The organism is Flavobacterium sp. FlaQc-47 (assembly GCF_044006475.1).
Classification (GTDB): Bacteria; Bacteroidota; Bacteroidia; order Flavobacteriales; family Flavobacteriaceae; genus Flavobacterium.
The window spans coordinates 1,097,421-1,116,276 of the sequence record NZ_JBIPCQ010000001.1; the positions used below are offsets into that span (position 1 = coordinate 1,097,421).

The window sequence follows — 18,856 nt, forward strand, 5'->3', positions numbered from 1 at the left end:
GGTTTAAAATCAATTTTTGATGTTTTTAAACTGGGGCGAAATTTTTCATGCAATTTTTATTTTTTAAAATCAAACCCAACTTGTCAACACTATGATTCTTACATAAGTGTTATCAAATGTTAAGAATCCTGTTATTTTTTTTGTGAGTTTGGGTCAAATTCGTCGATTTTTCGTACCTTAAAAATTCTAACAAATAAAGTACAATGATGACAAAATTACGAATTTCATTAATCAACATTCATGGACTCTTAAAAGGTTCAGGTTTAGAGATTGGTAGAGATGCTGATAATGGCGGACAAACTAAATATGTATATGAACTCGCTGAGTTTTTATCACAACATCCAGATGTAGAACACGTTCATATATTTACCAGATTAATTGATGATCCAAAACTTTCGCCGGAATATGCAGTTCCTGTCGAAATCATTAATGAAAAATTAGATATAAGGCGAATTCCCTTTTTAGGGAAAAAGTACAAGCCAAAAGAACAATTATGGGACGGATTGGACACTTTTGTAAACGGAATTGTCCAACATATCAAACTTCATGATATTTTCCCCAACTGGATTCACTCACATTACGGCGATGCGGGATATGTGGCAAGTGAATTATCGACAATATTAAATATTCCGTTTGCACATACCGGGCATTCTCTGGGTTTTCATAAAAAGAAAAAACTGCTTGAAAGCGGTGAAAATGAAGACGAAATAGAAAAAAAATTCAAGTTTGCACAAAGAATTGCGGCTGAGGAAAAAACATTAGAATTATCTGAATTTATTGTTACTTCGACAGAGCAGGAAATTGAAACTTACAAACCATACTTAAATTTTGGTTTAGGAAAATACCATGCCATTTCTCCCGGAATTGATACCAGCAAATTTGTTCCGTATTACCACAGAGAACAAGATGGAGAAAAACAAATGGAAGAGGAGCAACGCAAGTATTGGGTTGCCGAAACCATTTCGAAGTTTTTAATCAATCCGCACAAACCTTTTATTTTAGCGCTTTCAAGACCTGACCGCCATAAAAATCTTCATACTTTGATTGAAGTTTATGGTAAAGACAAGGAATTGCAAAGTATTGCCAATCTGGTTATTTTTGCCGGAATCAGGAAAGACATTTCGCAAATGCCGGAATCTGAAAAAGATGTTCTGACGGATCTTTTATTGTTAATGGACAAATATGATTTATACGGAAAAATGGCAATTCCGAAGAAACATGACGTTGAAAACGAGGTTTCGATTATTTACCGTTATGCTGCCGAAAAACGCGGTGTTTTTGTGAATCTTGCTTTACATGAAAACTTCGGTTTAACCGTAATTGAATCTGCGAGTTCAGGATTACCTGTTGTGGTGACAAAAAATGGCGGACCATCAGAAATTATTCCAACTTGTCAAAACGGAGAATTGGTAGATCCGTTGGATGAAAATGAAATTAAAAAATCTTTAAGAAATATCTTAACTAATGAAAGTCAATGGAAATACTACTCTAATAACGGAGCTATTAATATCCAAAAACATTACAGTTGGTTAAGCCACGTGAATCAATATGTTGAATTGGTAAATGAAAACTTATCGTCATCATCAGGTTCAGGATTCAAAAAACAGCATTATCCTAATATTAATATCGAGCGATTGAAACGTAAAGTCGAGCATTTATTTGTTTCGGATATTGACGGAACTTTGATTGAACCAAAGCTTAACAATCCGGGATTACTGGAATTAAAAGAACATTTGAACAACAGAACCGATAAAATGGCTTTTGCATTAGCGTCAGGACGAAATTTAGCGCTGGTTAAAAAAGTTATTGAAGAAGAGCAATTTCCTATTCCGGATTTTATTATTTGCTCTGTAGGAACCGAAATTTATTATACAAACGGTAAAGATTATATTCTGGACAAAGGCTGGGCAAAATTTCTTGCCGGACGCTGGAAGAGAGACGATGTTGTTAATAGATTAAAAGCGATTCCGTGGATGCGTATGCAGGAAGATGAAGCGCAAAACCCTTATAAAATATCTTATTATTATGAGAAAGAAAACTACGATTATGATCAATTAATAGCGGCATTAGGTACAGGATGGTACAAAATAAATATTATCCCAAGTCATGGCGAATTTCTGGATTTTATTCCTAAAAGGGCATCAAAAGGAAATGCCATTAAATTTTTATGCCGTAAATGGTCGATTCCGTTAACGAATGTGATTGCTGCGGGCGATTCAGGAAATGATATCGATATGTTTCGAGGCGCGATTAAAGGAATCATCGTAGGAAACCGAAGTGTAGAATTAGCTGAATATGAAACTACAAAAAGTATTTATGTCGCTAAAAGTTCAGCATCGTCAGGTATTTTAGAAGGATTAAAACATTATAAGATAATTAAGTAAATATTGTTGAGGTTAATTTTTAACACATAGTCCCGATAGCTATCAGGACTTTGTGTTAGAAAAATTACAACAAATTAAATCATAAAAATATAGAATATGTATTCAGGTTCAGGATTTAGTAATTGGGAAATTGGCGACGTTGATGTATTTATTGACGAAAACGGAGTCCATCATTTATTTCATTTGATAATTCCCAATCACGATTACATTGCTCATGCAGTTTCAAAAGACGGACTTTCATGGAAGAGAGTCAAAAATGCTTTGTTTGTGGGCGATCCAGGTGAATGGGACGATGATATGTTATGGACCATGCACGTAAGTAAAAACTCTGCAGGCGAAGGTTACGAAATGTATTATACAGGTTTAAAACGCAAGGATAAAGGATTGACGCAAAAAATAGGACGCGCAGTTTCTCCAGATTTATTGCATTGGACAAAAGACAATCAATATGGTTTACCGCTAAAAAGTAATGCTCCGTATTATGAAAGCAGAGATAATAACCCGCGGGAATGGCTCAGTTTTAGAGATCCTTATAAATATGAATTTGAAGGAGAAGATTATTTGCTTATTTGCGCCAGAAGTGCCGTTGGTCCAACCTATAGAAGGGGTTGTATTGGCGTAGCAAAAAGAGGCGAGAATGGATTTGTACTTCAAAAACCATTACACGTTGCGTATGTTTATGATGATATTGAATGTCCCTGCGTTGTTGAGATAAAAGGAATGCATTATTTACTGGGTTCAATTCGCGAAGATATAAAAGTACGTTATTGGTTTTCACCTGATTTTAAAGGAGAATATCATGCTTTTCATAATAATGTATTGATGCCACAAGGTAATTATGCCGCCAGAATTGTGAAAGAAGGCGAGTATTATTTGATCTATAATTTTTATTTTGTGGGAGGAAATGTCAATACACTTCGCGTAATTCCGCCGCCAAAACAATTGGATGTTGACAGTAACGGAAGATTGCTATTAAAAACATATCACCATTGGAGAACATTGTATCAAAGAACAATCCATCAAAAAAACTTACCAATTCCGGTTCCGATTTTAGGAAATCCATCTGCAAATTTTGAGTTAGAGAATGAAAATAAATGGCGAATTGGCTGTAGAAGCGGTTACGAAGTGTATTGTTTTGACAAACCATCAGAAAATTTTGTATGGGAGGGAACTCTGGCTGTTGAAGGAATGGGAAAAACAGGTTTCGTAATCGAATGTGATGAGCAGGGAACTGCTTATTATATTTCGATTGATTTTGTTAACGGCTTTGTTCAGTTCAGAGCGTGGGGATTTAATGAAAAAGACGTAAAGAATAATTTTGTTTTCGAAAATATCCAGACCAATCAGTTTGAAATTGTAGATAACAAAGAGATTTATTTTAAGATTATTCGATACGGTAATTATTATGAGCTTTCGATCAATGAAGTTGTCAAATTGACATTGCTGGATTTCAAATACAGCGAAGGTAAAATAGGGGTGTATGTTTGTTCTGCGATCGTTGCGTTAAGCGATTCAAAAATTCACGTAATTCCGGAACCGGAGAATGAATATGCAACCGCAGATCCTACTAAAGGTCTTGAGGAATACAATAAAATAACTCAAATGAAGGATCCGGTAGGGAATTAAGCGATATAAAAATTGAAATTATTGAGAATTAGAATCAATAATGCTTTGAACACTTTGTATAAAAGTTTCGGTATTATTGATTTCATTCTTAATGTAAATGTCGTAATGATGAAGTGTAAATTGCTCCAGCATATCTTTTTTAAGATATTTTATCATCGATTCAAGACTTCGGGTGTCAGTATCAATTTGTCTTTTTAGTTCGCGCTGTTTGCTTTTGAGGTAAGCCAAAGTTTTATTTAACCTCTGTACATTTATATTGTCCACACTTAATCTGCTTAAAAATTGAATAAAAAGAACGATAATCAGGAATAAGAAAAAATTCAATGTTTTTCCAAAAACGTTACAGTGAATTGAATCCAATCTCATTACAAGACTATCGTTTTAGACAATTACGATAAAACTTACTTTTGAGTTTTAAAAAAGATTAGAATTTTCGAAATAAATATTAATTTTTGATGGTTGGGTTTGTAACTGGTTGAAATACTTTTGGTTGTGAAATAAATAATTTTATTTTTTCTGCCCACGGATTATGCGGGTTCAACTGGTTTAAACGGATTTTTTTTTGCTACTCCTGGTAATTATCTTAGATGCATGAATTAGGAAGAATTAAATTATTGCCCACGGATTGTGCGGGTTAAACTGGTTTACACTGTTTTTTTTTGGCGGCGTAATTATTACCCGACTTTTCTGCTGATTTTGTCATCCTGAGGAATGAGGGATCGCACAAGAAACTCCGCAAAGTAGTTTGTCAATCTTTATCGAAATTATTATTGTGATCCTTTGTCAGGATGACAATAATGAGAATAAAATCCGTGCAAACCAGTTGAACCCGTAAAACCAGTGCGCCATAATTTGTGAAAATTCGAGAAATTGTGTCATCTATTCCCTTCGCTTGGTTGCCCGTTGTCATCCTGAGGAATGAAGGATCGCACAAGAAACTCAGCAAATTAGTTTGTCAATCTTTATCGAATTATTATTACGATCCTTTGTCAGGATGACAATAATGAGAATAAAATCCGTGCAAACCAGTTCAAACCGTAAAATCCGTGCGCCATAATTTAATTAGTGAAAATTTGTGGAATTTGTGGCAAACTTTTTTTAGTATTTAATCTGTGGATAAATTTTCCTGCCAACAAGATCCCTTCTTAGAATAAAAAAGAATTTCTCTGTTAAACTAGTTAAACTTTTTACTGAAATTCCTCCTGTAAGTTTGCATGAACTTAAAAATTAAAAGTCATGATAACATCAGTAGAAAAAATGATTGGACAATATGTTTCGGCATGGAACGAAAATAATCTGGAAGCATACAAAAGAGAATTTGGGAAATGCTGGGCAGCAAACGCCGTTTATATTGATCCATATTCTGAGGATATTATTGGAGTAGACGGTATAGCAAATTTTGCACAAAAGTCACTCGATATTATTCCAAACAGAAAATTCAAAGTACAGGAGAAACCGGAATTTCACCACACATTTGGCAAATATACCTGGGAAGTACAATATGACGGACAAACCAATACGGGTTATGATTATTTTGAATTCAATGCTAATTTTGAGATTACGCGTTTGGTTAGTTTTTTTAAACTGGCAGACGATTATCCGTTAGAAAAACTGAAATAATAAATGCTTCAAAAACATTTGATTTCCTTCAAATCAAGCAAAAGAGTCCTTACATTAGCATTATAAAATAATATGATGTACGGACTTTTTTTCCAAAATATAGCAAAACACATTCAGTTAGAATTAGCCGAAGAAGCGCAGTTACAATCAAAACTTCATTTTAAGATGATTTCTAAAAACGAAGCGCTTTTAACGGCAGGAAATCCTTGCAGAAACATTTATTTTGTGAATAAAGGCTGTTTGCGCATGTATCAGAATCATAAAAATGGCGAAGAAACCAATATTTTATTTTGCCCCGAAAATTGGTGGGCTTCAGATATTATTAGTTTTTCTTTAGGATCGCCCGCAACGTATTCCATTGATGCGCTCGAAAATAGCGAAGTAATTTATATTGATCTCAAAGATCTGGAACAGCTCTATACTCAGATTCCAAAACTAGAACGTTTTTTTAGAATTCTGTTTCAAAACGGATTCGCTTTATACCAAAACAGATTAACACTCGCACTTTCGACATCTGCCGAAATTCGTTACGCACTTTTCAACAAACAATATCCTATGTTGCACAACCGAATTTCGCAAAAACATATTGCGTCGTATTTAGGAATTACGCCCGTATTTTTGAGTATTATCAAAAAAAGAGCGATTGAAAATAAGTAAGTGTGATTTATTTATGGCATAAAACCCGACAGGTTTCATCCGAGACTTCGGGCAATGTCATTAATTTAAGTTTTTTAAGAGCCTCCAGCTTTAGCTGGAGGTCTTTAATATGCACGATAAGTTGGCTTTAGCCAAATTAAACATTTTGGCTAAAGCCATTCAGATTGATTTTATATAAACTCCGGCTAAAGCTGGAGGCAATTGAAAAGTACACTTTGCAAATCAGTAGCAATTTCAATTTAAATACCAATATCAATATTGATTTTACCTCGGATTATTTTACAACTGTAGCTTCTAATTCTACTTTTAGGGTTTCAAAAAGACTTTTGACTTCCAGTAAAGTAGTGGCTTGTTTGATGCCGTGTTTTGCAACCCAATCCTGAATAAGATTAAAATGAGGCCAAAGTTCCTCAGTATTTGTGGTGTAAATATTCAGTCGTACAATTCCTTCAGGTTCATATCCGGCTTCGGTAATTACTTGTTCCAGATTTTTAAGCGCCAGTTTTATTTGCGATTCCATGTTTTCATTACTTGAAATTCCGTCAGCATTTATAGCCGTTTGACCTGAAACATAAAGTGTTCCTTCCGGATTTTTTACTTCGACAGCCTGAACGTAACTGCGCTGATTTTGCCATTCCCAGGGATTAATTGCTCTTTTTTCCATTTGTTTCGCTTTTTTAGTTTGTGCCAAAACTGGCATCGATAATATTAGTAATACTAAAAGTTGTGCTGATTTTTTCACAATAACAGTTTAAAATTTGTACTGCAAAATTGTGAATTACAAGTGGAATAAGGTCTTGATATTTCTCACGAATTTAAAGTGAGATATGTCACATCAGGAAGATAATCTGCTTAAAGTTTCGCGTGAAATCCCTAAATACGAAGCGATAAGACTTTTAGGAACGCGCTGAATTAGTGATGGAGATTGTTTTAAAAGTTGTTCGTAACGTTCTTTTGAGTTTGAAGTCAGCCAGGAAATAATGCGGCGCTGCGATCCCAGAAAGCCGAAGTTTGCTTTCTCCAGAAAAAAGCGTTCCATTTTTTGGAGTCCGTCACACATTTTTTTATAATCGTCAAGCGAAAAACAAAGCACCTCAGTATCTTCCAGACATTCTAACGACATTGTGGCTTCGGTTTGAGTGAAAAAAGAATAATAATCACTTTCCCACCAATCTTCCATAGCAAAAGAAACAATATGTTCTTTAGCCGAATCATCGGTGTAAACCAATTTTAAAAGTCCTGAAATAACAAAATAACAATGTTTTACAGGATCACCTTTCTGAATAATAAATTGGTGTTTCTTAAATTTTTTAGTCGAAAAATGAGTGCATATAAATGCAAATTCTTCATCCGTTAACGGAATTATTTTTTCGATATGTTCTCTAAGATTTGCCTGCATATTGGGTTCAAAGTTATTGAAATTTTTATAACCTAAAAAAGACAATCCGTATAGATTGCCTTTTTCTGTTTAAATATCTTTTCAATTGCAATTTAATTTGGAAAAAAGTTCTTGTCTGTTAAGATTTTTTACCAATGATGATCGATATAAATACAGAGTTCACAAAACCGGGTCAACAAAGTTTTGTGAACTTTGTTTTGTCAACTCACTGTACTATAAAAAAATTTGCGCCCTTTGCGTTAAAAAATCACCCTGTATCTGCTAAACCAGCAACTTGAATTCATTACTAATATCTTTTATTTTTTCCACAACACTTATTCGTGATCTCTCATTTTTATAAAAAAAAGTAAAATTAAAATGATTCTTATTTAGCGCATTAATTTCAAAAATTATGACATCATAATTGTCTCTTTTTTTTTATAAATAGATAAAAAAATGAAAAAACACTTGAAAAATGGTGTTATGTTATTTATGTAAGTATTTGATATTTAGTATATTAATTAGGTCGGTTTAAATTCTAATGTTATTTTAATGTAGCGGCGAAAATTTAGATTTACATTGCGCGCTAATAATTTTTATTTAAACAAATTACTTCAAAAATCACACTAATCTACTACAGATTATGATTTTAGGTAATGTCGTAACTTTTTATTTTTTTAGTAATGTTGAACACAATTAAAAATAGTCTTTTTAGCAAATGCCTTCAGGTGTTGTTAATTGGGTACTTTTTAATCAGCAGTTTGAATGTATCCAATAGTTTTGTCAGAATCATTTATGATAATGCTGATATACATTCGGTTACGGGACTTACTTGTAATTTTCTTAAAAAAATATTTAAATGTAACGCCGTTCCTGAAGAGATCGACGATTATGAAGCTAAAGATACCAAAGCAACAAAACAGGCAAAAGGAACGCTTTTGTTAGATTATTTAATTCCTGTAGATACTTCGCTGGCAGGATTGTATTTTGAAATTGAAGCCCAAAAAAGAAATTACATCGAAAATCCTATATTTTCGTTTGGTTTTCATGGTAAAATTCACTTGCGACCTCCGCAAATTATTATATAAATATTATTTTTTTGATTTAGAAGAAATTCTAAAATCCTGTATATGGTTTTTACCGTATCTACTATTTATGTAATAATCTTGTATTTATATCTTCATGACACCATTAAAACGCTTTTATAATTTACTTGCGCTCGATAAGCGCGATGTATATCAAATTATATTTTATGCCGCTTTTGCCGGTTTAGTAAATCTTTCCCTGCCTTTAGGAATTCAGGCGATTATTAATTTTATTCAAAGCGGGCAACTTAGTGTTTCCTGGATAGTACTTGTATTTCTGGTTACTATTGGTGTTGGTTTTGGAGGAGTTCTGATCATTTTGCAGCTTCGTATTGTAGAAAATCTGCAACAGCGAATTTTTGTCAGATCGTCATTTGAGTTTGCTTACAGAATGCCTTTAATTAAATTTAAAGAAATGTATTCTGAATATGCGCCCGAAAAAGCCAACCGATTTTTTGATACCTTAATGGTTCAAAAAGGCACGGCAAAACTTTTGCTGGACTTTTGTACCGCTTTTCTGCAAGTGGGTCTGGGGATTATATTATTGGTTTTATACCATTCCTTTTTCACCGTAATCGGGCTTTTGTTTATCGTGATTTTATACATAATTTTTAAATTTTCGTATAGAGACGGACTTGAAACAAGCCTTAACGAATCAAAGTTTAAATATAAGGTAGCAGCCTGGCTTCAGGAAATTGCCCGTAATCGCGAGAGTTTCCGTAAAAAAGGAGCTTTTGAATATGCATTAGAACGAAATGACGGTTATGTAAGCGAATACATTAATTATCGTGAAAAGCATTTTCAGGTAATGAAAAAGCAATACATCCAGCTTACGATTTTTAAAATTCTTGTTACGGCTGCCTTATTGTCAATTGGTGGTTTTCTGGTAATTCATCATCAAATGAACATTGGGCAGTTTGTGGCAGCAGAAATTGTGATTGTATTGCTGATTAATTCAGTAGAAAAAATCATCTTCGGACTAGAATCTTTTTATGATGTGCTGACATCGGTAGAAAAAATAGGGCAGGTTACCGATATGGAGATTTCCTGTATTCCGAAAACATCGGCAATTACCGAAACCGGAATAAATATCGAAACCGAAAGTATTGCCTATAATTATCCGGGATACAATAAAAAATCGCTTAAAAACATCAACCTGAAAATCGCTCAAGGCGAAAAAATACTGGTTCAGGGAACAAACGGAGCCGGAAAAAGTACCTTATTGCGCTTGCTTTCAGGTTTGCTTGAACCCGAAAGTGGTGCCATGTACGTTACGGATAATTACATGAACCGACTCGACGAAGATACTTACAGAGCGCAAGCGGGAACATTTATGCAGGGTGATACGCTTTTTGCCGGAACAATTAGAGAAAATGTACAGTTTGGCAATAGTGATATTAATAATGATGACCTGAAATGGGCGCTGGATAATGTTTGCCTTACGCCGTATATCAAGACGTTCCCTAACGGACTTGAAAATCAGGTTCATCCCGGCGGAAGCGAACTTTCGGCTTCTGATGTACAAAAAATATTGCTTGCCCGAAGCATTGTTCACAAACCTAATATATTGTTTCTCGAAGATCCTGTTGATAGAATGGACGAAATGACTTCGGGTAAAATAATTGATTTTTTACTTTCTGATCAAAATGACTGGACGGTGATTGTAACTTCTAAGAATGATATCTGGAAAAACAAATGCAACCGTATGATCACGATCGATGACGGAAAAATTATTAACGACATTAAGATTTAATTATGCTCAATATATCTAAAGATAATAATATACTAATAACGCCGGGCAAATACGCATCAATAACGAGCGTAGCCCGAAGACCTCACTACAAAATCCTGAATAAAATCATCATTGGATTTTTGATTTTTTTAATTGGCTGTTTGTTTCTTCCGTGGACGCAAAATATTTCAGGAAGCGGTTCTGTTACCACTTTAAAACCAGATCAAAGACCTCAAACCGTACATAATACCATTGCGGGACGAATTGAAAAATGGTTTGTAAAAGAAGGTGACTTTGTAAAAAAAGGCGATACGATTCTTTTTATCTCTGAAACTAAAGAAGATTATTTAGATCCCAATCTGGTAGGAAATACCAAAGATCAGGTCGATGCTAAAAAAATGGCGGTAGAATCGTATGGCGATAAAGTAAATTCACTTAATGTGCAGGCGCAATCGCTTAATACTGAAAGAGAATTAAAATTACAGCAGGCACAAAACAAGATCAAACAGGCCCATTTAAAAATTAAAAGTGACAGTATGGATCTTGAAGCGGTAAAAACACAATTACGAATCGCTACAACTCAGTTCAATCGTTCAACCGCTCTTAATAAAGAAGGCTTAAAGCCAATGACCGACGTGGAGCAAAAGCGACTAAAACTGCAAGAGTCTGAAGCTTATATTATTACACAGCAAAATAAGCTTTTAAGCAGTAAAAACGAATTGATAAATGCGAGAGTGGAAATCAATCGCATTACAGCGGAATATGCAGAGAAAATTTCGAAATCCAGAAGTGATAAATTTACCGCATTAAGTACGCAATATGATACTGAAGCACAGGTAAATAAACTACAAAATCAGTATGTAAATTATAAATTGAGAAATGGTTTATATTACATCACAGCGCCACAAAGCGGTTATGTCAATCGTGCTTTACTGGCGGGTCTTGGTGAAACAATTAAGGAAGGAACTCCGGTGGTAAGTATCATGCCGCAAAGTTATGATATTGCAGTTGAAACGTATGTAGAACCTATTGATCTTCCGTTAGTGCATCGTGGTGCAAAAGTGCGTGTCTGGTTTGATGGCTGGCCAAGAATCGTATTCTCAGGATGGCCTGGATTATCCTACGGAACTTTTGGCGGCAGGGTAGTGGCAATAGAAAATTTTATAAGTGCAAACGGCAAATACAGAATTCTGATTGCACCGGATAATAAAGAAGACAAATGGCCAAAAGAATTAAGCATAGGTGCCGGTGCGCAAAGTATTGCCTTGCTCGAAACGGTTTCTGTAGGTTATGAAATATGGCGTAACCTGAACGGATTTCCACCCAATTATTATAATTCAGATGATAAAGCAACAAATGGAAAAGATAAAAAGTAACATAAGGTATATCATATTGTGCTCTTTTTTATTTCTTATTGGCTTTTCTAAATCATACAGTCAGGATTTTAATAAAGAGGAGTTAAGCTACAGCGAATTTTTAGGATATGTCAAAAAATACCATCCGCTGGTCAAACAAGCCAATCTTGAAGTAAGTAATGCTCAGGCAATGCTTATGGTGGCACGTGGAGGATTTGATCCGAAAATTGAAGTAGATTACAATAAAAAAGAGTTTAAAGGAACCGAATATTATTCGTTATTAAACAGCAGTTTCAAAATCCCAACCTGGTATGGTATTGAAATAAAAGCTGGTTTCGACGATACAGACGGTCAATATTACAATCCGCAAAACCGAACGCCGGATGCGGGATTAACGTCACTGGGAATAAGTGTTGCCTTAGGGCAGGGTTTGTTTATCAACCAGAGAATGGCAGATGTAAGAGAAGGAAAACTCCAGATAAAACTGAGTGATGCGCAACGAAAACTAAAAGCGATTGAGGTTTTGTATAAAGCAAGCGAAGCTTATTTTGAATGGAGAAGAAGCTTTAATGAAGCCGAACTTTATAAAAGTTATCTGGGCTTTGCCAGTACTCGTTTTGCAGGCGTGAAAAAACTAATTGAATATGGTGATTCTCCTGCAATCGATAGTGTTGAAGCAAGAATTACAGTTAGAAACAGGGAATTAAATGTAGAAAACGGAAACCTGAAACTGGCAAAAGCCAAACTTGCCATTTCGAATTATTTATGGATAGAAAATGTTCCCGTTGAACTGGCAGACAATGTAAAGCCCGAACAAAACTTAATTCAGACCCTGGAAGAGACATTAAAAACATCTGCCATGATGGTCAATGTTGAAAGCTTAGAAGCGCATCCTAAAATTCAGGCATTGGAAACTAAATTATCGATGCTGGAAATCAACAGACAGCTGAAGGCTAATTTACTGCTTCCGAAGGTAAACGTAGGGTATAATTATATCTCTGAACCTGTTTATTTTGATTCTTTTAATGCTGATGATTATAAGTTTAATATCGATTTCAGCATTCCGATTTTCCTAAGAAAAGAACGTGGAAATCTGAAAATCGCGAAACTAAAAATGCAGGATTTAAAATTTGATATCGATCAGCAAAGACTGGAACTTAAAAATAAAATAAAAGCGCAACAAACCGAAATTGCCTCTCTAAAAAGACAAAAAATGGTTATCGACAATCTTGTAAAGGATTATGTTGTAATGTTAAGCTCTGAGGAAAAACTGTTTTCGTTTGGTGAAAGTTCAATATTTTTGATTAATTCCAGAGAGAATAATTTGGTAAGCGCTAAATTATCGCAAATAGGTATTGAAAATCAATTTTATATTTCAAATGCCGAATTGTATAAAATACTGGCAAATCCGGATTAAATAATTTGTGGATTTTCTATTATGATTAAATAAAATCCTTTGAACACAAATGGAACCGCAAACTTTTTCATTTCGACAGAGGAGAAATCACACTAGTAATTCTACAAAGATTAACGACAATACTTGCGGAATTTCTTGCTATTAGACTGGACTGAAGTCCAGCCCTACAATATGTTTCGTTCCTTCGGAACTCTTTTGAGAATCCGGAGGATTTTTTTTATTTTCTAGCCAGGTTCTGGTAGCTATCGGGATTAATGCATTTGACACAACGTAGTCACAATATTTGTTGATTTTGTTTGCTTATGATGGATTAAAATCCATCTCTACAATATGTTTCGTTCCTCTGGAACTCTTTTGAGAATCCGGAGGAATTTTTTATTTTGTAGCCAGGTTCTGATAGCTATTGGCCTTAATCCCTTGGACACAACGTAGCCACAATATTTGTTGATTTTGTTTGCGTACGATGCATTAATCCAATGTCATTAAGTTAAGAAAAAAGGAAAAAAAAGATTTAATATTTTTGATTTTATATGTGTGAAACGGCATAAAATCGAAAATCATATTATTTCATGACAATCACTATTTAAAAACTTACTATTTGTGCCGTTAGGCACTAAATATTGTAGTTCATATGAAATGGAATAAATATAGCGTGCCGTAGGTAAGCAATAGTTATCATTTGTTGCGTACCTACGGCACGCCAACGTATTTCTAATCTATATTAATTACCAATATTTAGTGCCTAACGGCACATTTCAAATTTTGGTTTGCATTACTCATAATTATCAAACAAAGCATAACTTAATGACATTGGCATTAATCCCTTGGACACAACGTAGCCACAATATTTGTTGATTTTGTTTGCGTATGATGGATTAAAATCCAATATCATTAAGTTAAGAAAAAAGGATAAAAAAGATTTAAGATTTTGATTTTATATGTGTGAAACAGCATAAAATTGACAATCATATTATTTCATGATAATCAAGATTTTAAAACTTACTATTTGTGCCGTTGGGCACTAAATATTGGTAGTTCATATGAAATGGAATAAATATAGCGTGCCGTAGGTACGCAATAGTTATCATTTGTTGCGTACCTACGGCACGCCAACGTATTTCTAATCTATATTAACTACCAATATTTAGTGCCTAACGGCACATTTCAAATCTTGGTCTAATTACTCATAATTTTCAAACAAAGCTTAACCTCATGACATTGGGATTAATCCCCGGCACACAACGTAATCCAAATCTTTGGCGAGCTACTTGATGAGATTCCCCGTTCCTCGAAATGACAAACTTGGTATTTACTTTACGCATTACCTCGTTGATATTAACTTGATTTCCAGGACGATTGTAATCATGCCGATTCCTTTATTTTAACTATTTTAAAAAACATCCTTTAAAACTATATTAATTACATAGAATTTATATATATTTGCATCAGCAGAATATTTCTGCGTGAACTTATCCAGAAAGACTGAGGGATTAGGCCCTGTGACGTCTTAGCAACCTGTTGCCCAATAAGGTGCTAAATCCTTCCGCTAAGGCGGACAGATAAGAAAGATTTCCTTGGTAAATCTGAATAAGGTCATTATGTTAAAACCTTTTTTATTATTAAAATGAAAATTAAACGATTCAATTTAAACGCCTTTTACAATCAGTTACAATTGCCTTTATCAGAAAATGAAGTCTTAGTTTTCCGAATGCGTAGCCGCTAATTTTTATAATCCTTTTTCCTACTCTTCAACATTTAGATATAGGCCATTTAATTGGTCAGGGGAATTCGTATGTCCGTTTAAAAAGAACTACATAAAATTTGACAAAATTCAACTTTAACTCCATATAATGAAAAAAATAATAGTATTTCTAGCCCTTTGTTTTTCTGTATCAGCAATACAGGGTCAAGATTCAAATGTTCAGTTAAAAGGAACTGTAACAGATACAATTGTAAAATATGTATATCTGCAAAAGTTTCATAACAAGATGTTTACCACAATAGATTCGGTAAAAGTAGTGGATGGAAAGTTTGGTTTCAAAACCAAAGTAAAACTTCCGGAATTGTACGGATTAAGTGTTAATACAGCCAATAGTCCGTTGTATATTTTTCTGGAAAAAGCACCAATTACAGTACAATTAAGTCCGGTCAAATATTATAGTACTTCGGTTATTGAAGGTTCTGTTTCTCAGGATTTATTCAATATTTATCAAAAAACGGAGAACGTTGATATAAGTAAATTTATAACAGAACATCCTGGCTCTCTGGTTTCGGCATATGTATTATACAGAAACTGGTCGTACAGATTGACTCCGGATCAGATTACACAAAACATTGCACTTCTCGATAAAAGTCAGCAAAATTCAACATATGTAAAAGAATTAAAGGAATTAGTGAAGGTTCTAAACGGATTACAAATTGGTAAAAAAGCACCTGATTTCGTTTCTAAAAATCCTGAAGGAAAAGATATCCGATTTTCTGAAAATCTAAACGGCTATACTTTGGTTGATTTCTGGGCTTCATGGTGTGGACCATGCAGAAGAGAAAACCCAAATATCGTTGCTGCTTACAAGGAGTATCATGATAGAGGTTTCAACGTTTTTGGAGTTTCTTTAGATAAAAAGAAAGAAAACTGGGTGAAAGGAATTCAGGACGACAATTTAAACTGGCTGCAAGTTTCGGACTTACTTTTCTGGAATAGCGAAATCGCAAAATTATACGGAGTAAGAGCAATTCCCTCCAATTATCTGGTAGATTCAAAAGGAGTTATCGTAGCGAAAAATCTTCGTGGTGAAGAACTTCAGGCTACGCTTAAAACACTTTTGAACAGGAGTTAGATTTTGGTAATTCCACGCTTGTTTGTCATTTCGACGCAAGGAGAAATTACACAAGAAACTCCGTTTCTAAATATGTCAATCTTGGCGAATAGTGGATGTGATTTCTCCTTGCGTCGAAATGATATGCTAAACGAAAAGAATCTTATGAAAATGATTGTCATAACCCCGATAGAAGTGAAAATCCTTTTGTAGCGGCGTTCGCTGCAAAAGATTACTTCACTTAATTCTTATTTCAATTGGAGTTTAGTGAACTTCGTTTGAAACAGACAGCGGGATTAGCTCCTGAAAAAAAAGATTTTGTTTTATCATAGAAATAGAATGACAAACTTACCGGAGTTACTTGCGCAGATTCCTCGTTCCTCGGAATGACAAACAGCCGTGTATTAAAATAATTCCCCACCAGATTCAGTCAAAAATAAAAATGAGTTAATTTAAAAATGATATGGAAATAAATGCAATTGAGAACATAACGAAACCAAGTCAGTTAGAGCACTATTTTTCAAAGTTTAGAGAAAATACAATAGGAGTAAACCATACTTTTAAGTCGGCTTACGGACAGCAAAATTTATTATATGCAGATTGGGTCGCGAGCGGCAGATTATATGTGCCAATTGAAAATATTATGCTCAATAAAATAGGTCCGATGATTGCCAATACGCATTCTTTTTCCAGCGAAACCGGCAAAACTTCAACTTATGCTTACAATCACGCGAGACAATTGATTAAGAAGCATGTAAATGCCAATGAATTAGATGTTCTGGTGACAACGGGAACCGGAATGACGGCTGCTTTATCAAAATTACAGCGTTTTATTGGGTTGCGTTCGGCAGATAATAAATCGACTATTGTGCCTGATAATACCGATAAACCAGTAGTTTTTATCACGCATATGGAGCACCATTCTAATCAGGTTTCCTGGTATGAAACCAATGCCGATGTTGTGGTGGTACCGCCGGATGAAAACAATTTAGTTGATCCTGAAATATTTGCAGAATTGATTAAAAAATATGCAGACAGAACGGTAAAAATTGGTTCGTTTACGGCAGCTTCAAATGTTACGGGAATCATTACGCCTTATCATGAATTGGCTAAAATCCTGCATCAAAATAACGGACTTTGTTTTGTTGATTTTGCAGCTTCGGCACCTTATGTACAAATCGATATGCATCCTGAAGATCCGGAAGAACAATTAGATGCCATTTTTTTTTCGCCCCATAAATTCCTTGGCGGACCCGGAACCTGCGGTGTTTTGGTTTTTAATGAAAAATTATATAAAAGTGATGTTCCGGACCATCCGGGCGGTGGAAATGTAAAAGCTACAAATCCTTGGGGACGATATCATTACAGTGATTCAATAGAAGTAAAAGAAGATGGCGGAACTCCTGGTTTTTTGCAAGTGATAAGAACGGCTTTGTCTCTGGAATTAAAGGATAAAATGGGAGTTGGGAACATAAAAAACAGGGAAAAAGAATTACTGGATCTGTGTTATTCTGAATTTCAAAAGATTCCGGCGTTATCGGTTTTAGGAGATATTGAAACGGACAGAATTGGGTGTGTTTCGTTTTTGATTGAGGATATTCATTATAATTTAATCGTGAGACTTTTAAATGATCGTTTCGGAATTCAGGTTCGTGGCGGATGGTCATGCGCGAGTACTTATGCGCATTATTTATTTGATATTGATGAGGCGAAATCTAACGAATTGACAGAGGAACTTTTATTAAAAAACCAAACGAATAAACCGGGATGGGTTCGATTATCGCTACATCCGATAATGACAAATGAAGACGTTTTGTTTATTGCTGATGCCATACAAAAAGTAGTTTTAAATCATAAGGAATGGCAGAAGGATTATCAGCATAATAGTGCTACTAACGAGTTTGAAAGCATTGTAAATAAAGAAACTATTGCTGATGATGTAAAAGAATGGTTTAAGTTCGATTAAAATTAAGTGTTTGAAAATAGTTAACACTTAGAAATATGCATTTCATCTTATTTCATCTCATTTTGTTATGATGGCGAAGTAAGGATAGCAGTAGTAATTCCTCATTCATCAGATTAACAGGCCAAATTATTTCTGTCTATTTTAATAAGTGAAACACTTTTTTGGGAATTAAAAAATCCATGTTTTTTAAAAACATCAGCGAATATAAAAATATCATAATGAATACTAATATTAAAGGATTTCATCATTTTGCTATTAAAGCGCAGGATTTTGAGGGAACAATACAATTTTACAAAACACTAAATTTTGAAATAGCCCACAGCTGGAGTTTACTGGAGTTTAATTTACAAAAATGCGTCATGTTGAAAAACACGCAATTTGATTGTTACATCGAAATATGCGACAGTAATGCTAATTTTCCCACTCAGGGACGAAAGCGAAAACAAGGAGATCCTTATGTCGAAAATTCGCTTTTGCATATTTGTTTTATCGTTAACGATGCAAAACAAGCTTATAAGGATGCAATAGCAAATGGAGCAAAACCATTATCAGATAAAGAAACCCTTAAACTTGAAAATAAAAGTAGATCGATAACGGTAAGTAACAGTTTGGTGTACAGCCCGAATGGGGAAGTAATTGAATTTCTTGAATCGGTTGCTTTTTAGTTATTTACTACCATTATTTTTGATTGATTTTTGACTAATTTGCGTAAATGTGTGTCTAAAACTTCGGAATTGTTAATTTGGTAACCTTCGTGGATCAATTGTTTAACTTATATTTATGATTTTAGACCCTATGTTTACGCCCCTCGCTCTTGTCT

General features: G+C 34.4%; 14 protein-coding genes and 1 riboswitch. Of the genes, 11 read left to right on the forward strand and 3 right to left on the reverse strand.

All coding sequences use genetic code 11. From position 1 onward, the window contains the following. The first annotated feature begins 203 nt into the window (after positions 1-203). Both ACHRVX_RS04580 and ACHRVX_RS04585 read left to right on the forward strand, forming a co-directional pair. Positions 204-2,384, forward strand: coding sequence for an HAD-IIB family hydrolase (locus tag ACHRVX_RS04580; protein ID WP_395329678.1), 2,181 nt, complete (start codon positions 204-206; stop codon positions 2,382-2,384). 96 nt (positions 2,385-2,480) lie between these two features. Further along, positions 2,481-4,010: a glycosyl hydrolase family 32 gene (locus ACHRVX_RS04585; protein ID WP_395329680.1), complete on the forward strand. Its 1,530-nt coding sequence runs from the start codon at positions 2,481-2,483 to the stop codon at positions 4,008-4,010. Positions 4,011-4,028: 18 nt separating this feature from the next. On the opposite strand, the gene ACHRVX_RS04590 is transcribed toward ACHRVX_RS04585, so the two are convergent. Then, positions 4,029-4,376 (reverse strand): hypothetical protein, encoded by a 348-nt coding sequence (locus tag ACHRVX_RS04590; protein ID WP_395329682.1) that lies wholly within the window; start codon positions 4,374-4,376, stop codon positions 4,029-4,031. Positions 4,377-5,246: 870 nt separating this feature from the next. Between ACHRVX_RS04590 and ACHRVX_RS04595 the strand changes: the two genes are divergently transcribed. Then, positions 5,247-5,630 (forward strand): hypothetical protein, encoded by a 384-nt coding sequence (locus tag ACHRVX_RS04595; RefSeq protein WP_395329684.1) that lies wholly within the window; start codon positions 5,247-5,249, stop codon positions 5,628-5,630. A gap of 72 nt (positions 5,631-5,702) precedes the next feature. Continuing rightward, positions 5,703-6,287: a Crp/Fnr family transcriptional regulator gene (locus tag ACHRVX_RS04600; protein WP_395329686.1), complete on the forward strand. Its 585-nt coding sequence runs from the start codon at positions 5,703-5,705 to the stop codon at positions 6,285-6,287. Between the two features lie 274 nt (positions 6,288-6,561). On the opposite strand, the gene ACHRVX_RS04605 is transcribed toward ACHRVX_RS04600, so the two are convergent. Then, a complete protein-coding gene (locus tag ACHRVX_RS04605) occupies positions 6,562-6,951 on the reverse strand; it encodes a RidA family protein (protein WP_395330283.1) in 390 nt (129 codons plus the stop codon). A 171-nt stretch (positions 6,952-7,122) separates the two neighbouring features. Further along, positions 7,123-7,686, reverse strand: coding sequence for a Crp/Fnr family transcriptional regulator (locus ACHRVX_RS04610; RefSeq protein WP_395329688.1), 564 nt, complete (start codon positions 7,684-7,686; stop codon positions 7,123-7,125). Between the two features lie 662 nt (positions 7,687-8,348). On the opposite strand from ACHRVX_RS04610, the gene ACHRVX_RS04615 reads away from it, so the two are divergent. The 7 genes from ACHRVX_RS04615 (at position 8,349) to ACHRVX_RS04645 (ending at position 18,701) form a co-directional block, all read left to right on the forward strand. Next, positions 8,349-8,753, forward strand: a complete 405-nt coding sequence (locus ACHRVX_RS04615) for a hypothetical protein (protein ID WP_395329690.1) — start codon at positions 8,349-8,351, stop codon at positions 8,751-8,753. Between the two features lie 94 nt (positions 8,754-8,847). Beyond that, positions 8,848-10,503 (forward strand): peptidase domain-containing ABC transporter, encoded by a 1,656-nt coding sequence (locus ACHRVX_RS04620; protein WP_395329692.1) that lies wholly within the window; start codon positions 8,848-8,850, stop codon positions 10,501-10,503. Between the two features lie 2 nt (positions 10,504-10,505). Further along, complete coding sequence (locus ACHRVX_RS04625) at positions 10,506-11,858, forward strand: HlyD family secretion protein (protein WP_395329694.1); 1,353 nt, start codon at positions 10,506-10,508, stop codon at positions 11,856-11,858. Continuing rightward, a complete protein-coding gene (locus tag ACHRVX_RS04630; RefSeq protein WP_395329696.1) occupies positions 11,839-13,254 on the forward strand; it encodes a TolC family protein in 1,416 nt (471 codons plus the stop codon). Before ACHRVX_RS04625 ends, ACHRVX_RS04630 begins: the two co-directional genes overlap by 20 nt. Before the next feature lie 1,466 nt (positions 13,255-14,720). After that, positions 14,721-14,820: riboswitch (SAM riboswitch) on the forward strand. Positions 14,821-15,104: 284 nt separating this feature from the next. Beyond that, on the forward strand, positions 15,105-16,091 hold the full coding sequence (locus tag ACHRVX_RS04635) for a redoxin domain-containing protein (RefSeq protein ID WP_395329698.1): 987 nt from the start codon (positions 15,105-15,107) through the stop codon (positions 16,089-16,091). Positions 16,092-16,533: 442 nt separating this feature from the next. Beyond that, positions 16,534-18,036: an aminotransferase class V-fold PLP-dependent enzyme gene (locus ACHRVX_RS04640; protein ID WP_395329700.1), complete on the forward strand. Its 1,503-nt coding sequence runs from the start codon at positions 16,534-16,536 to the stop codon at positions 18,034-18,036. A 218-nt stretch (positions 18,037-18,254) separates the two neighbouring features. Further along, a complete protein-coding gene (locus ACHRVX_RS04645; RefSeq protein ID WP_395329702.1) occupies positions 18,255-18,701 on the forward strand; it encodes a VOC family protein in 447 nt (148 codons plus the stop codon). The last annotated feature ends 155 nt before the right edge of the window (positions 18,702-18,856 follow it).

What these genes read in the sequence shown, in the direction of transcription:
- ACHRVX_RS04580 (WP_395329678.1), top strand. Translation starts at nt 204, where the DNA reads ATGATGACAAAATTACGAATTTCATTAATCAACATTCATGGACTCTTA.
- ACHRVX_RS04585 (WP_395329680.1), top strand. Translation starts at nt 2,481, where the DNA reads ATGTATTCAGGTTCAGGATTTAGTAATTGGGAAATTGGCGACGTTGAT.
- ACHRVX_RS04590 (WP_395329682.1), bottom strand. Translation starts at nt 4,376, where the DNA reads ATGAGATTGGATTCAATTCACTGTAACGTTTTTGGAAAAACATTGAAT.
- ACHRVX_RS04595 (WP_395329684.1), top strand. Translation starts at nt 5,247, where the DNA reads ATGATAACATCAGTAGAAAAAATGATTGGACAATATGTTTCGGCATGG.
- ACHRVX_RS04600 (WP_395329686.1), top strand. Translation starts at nt 5,703, where the DNA reads ATGATGTACGGACTTTTTTTCCAAAATATAGCAAAACACATTCAGTTA.
- ACHRVX_RS04605 (WP_395330283.1), bottom strand. Translation starts at nt 6,951, where the DNA reads ATGGAAAAAAGAGCAATTAATCCCTGGGAATGGCAAAATCAGCGCAGT.
- ACHRVX_RS04610 (WP_395329688.1), bottom strand. Translation starts at nt 7,686, where the DNA reads ATGCAGGCAAATCTTAGAGAACATATCGAAAAAATAATTCCGTTAACG.
- ACHRVX_RS04615 (WP_395329690.1), top strand. Translation starts at nt 8,349, where the DNA reads ATGTTGAACACAATTAAAAATAGTCTTTTTAGCAAATGCCTTCAGGTG.
- ACHRVX_RS04620 (WP_395329692.1), top strand. Translation starts at nt 8,848, where the DNA reads ATGACACCATTAAAACGCTTTTATAATTTACTTGCGCTCGATAAGCGC.
- ACHRVX_RS04625 (WP_395329694.1), top strand. Translation starts at nt 10,506, where the DNA reads ATGCTCAATATATCTAAAGATAATAATATACTAATAACGCCGGGCAAA.
- ACHRVX_RS04630 (WP_395329696.1), top strand. Translation starts at nt 11,839, where the DNA reads ATGGAAAAGATAAAAAGTAACATAAGGTATATCATATTGTGCTCTTTT.
- ACHRVX_RS04635 (WP_395329698.1), top strand. Translation starts at nt 15,105, where the DNA reads ATGAAAAAAATAATAGTATTTCTAGCCCTTTGTTTTTCTGTATCAGCA.
- ACHRVX_RS04640 (WP_395329700.1), top strand. Translation starts at nt 16,534, where the DNA reads ATGGAAATAAATGCAATTGAGAACATAACGAAACCAAGTCAGTTAGAG.
- ACHRVX_RS04645 (WP_395329702.1), top strand. Translation starts at nt 18,255, where the DNA reads ATGAATACTAATATTAAAGGATTTCATCATTTTGCTATTAAAGCGCAG.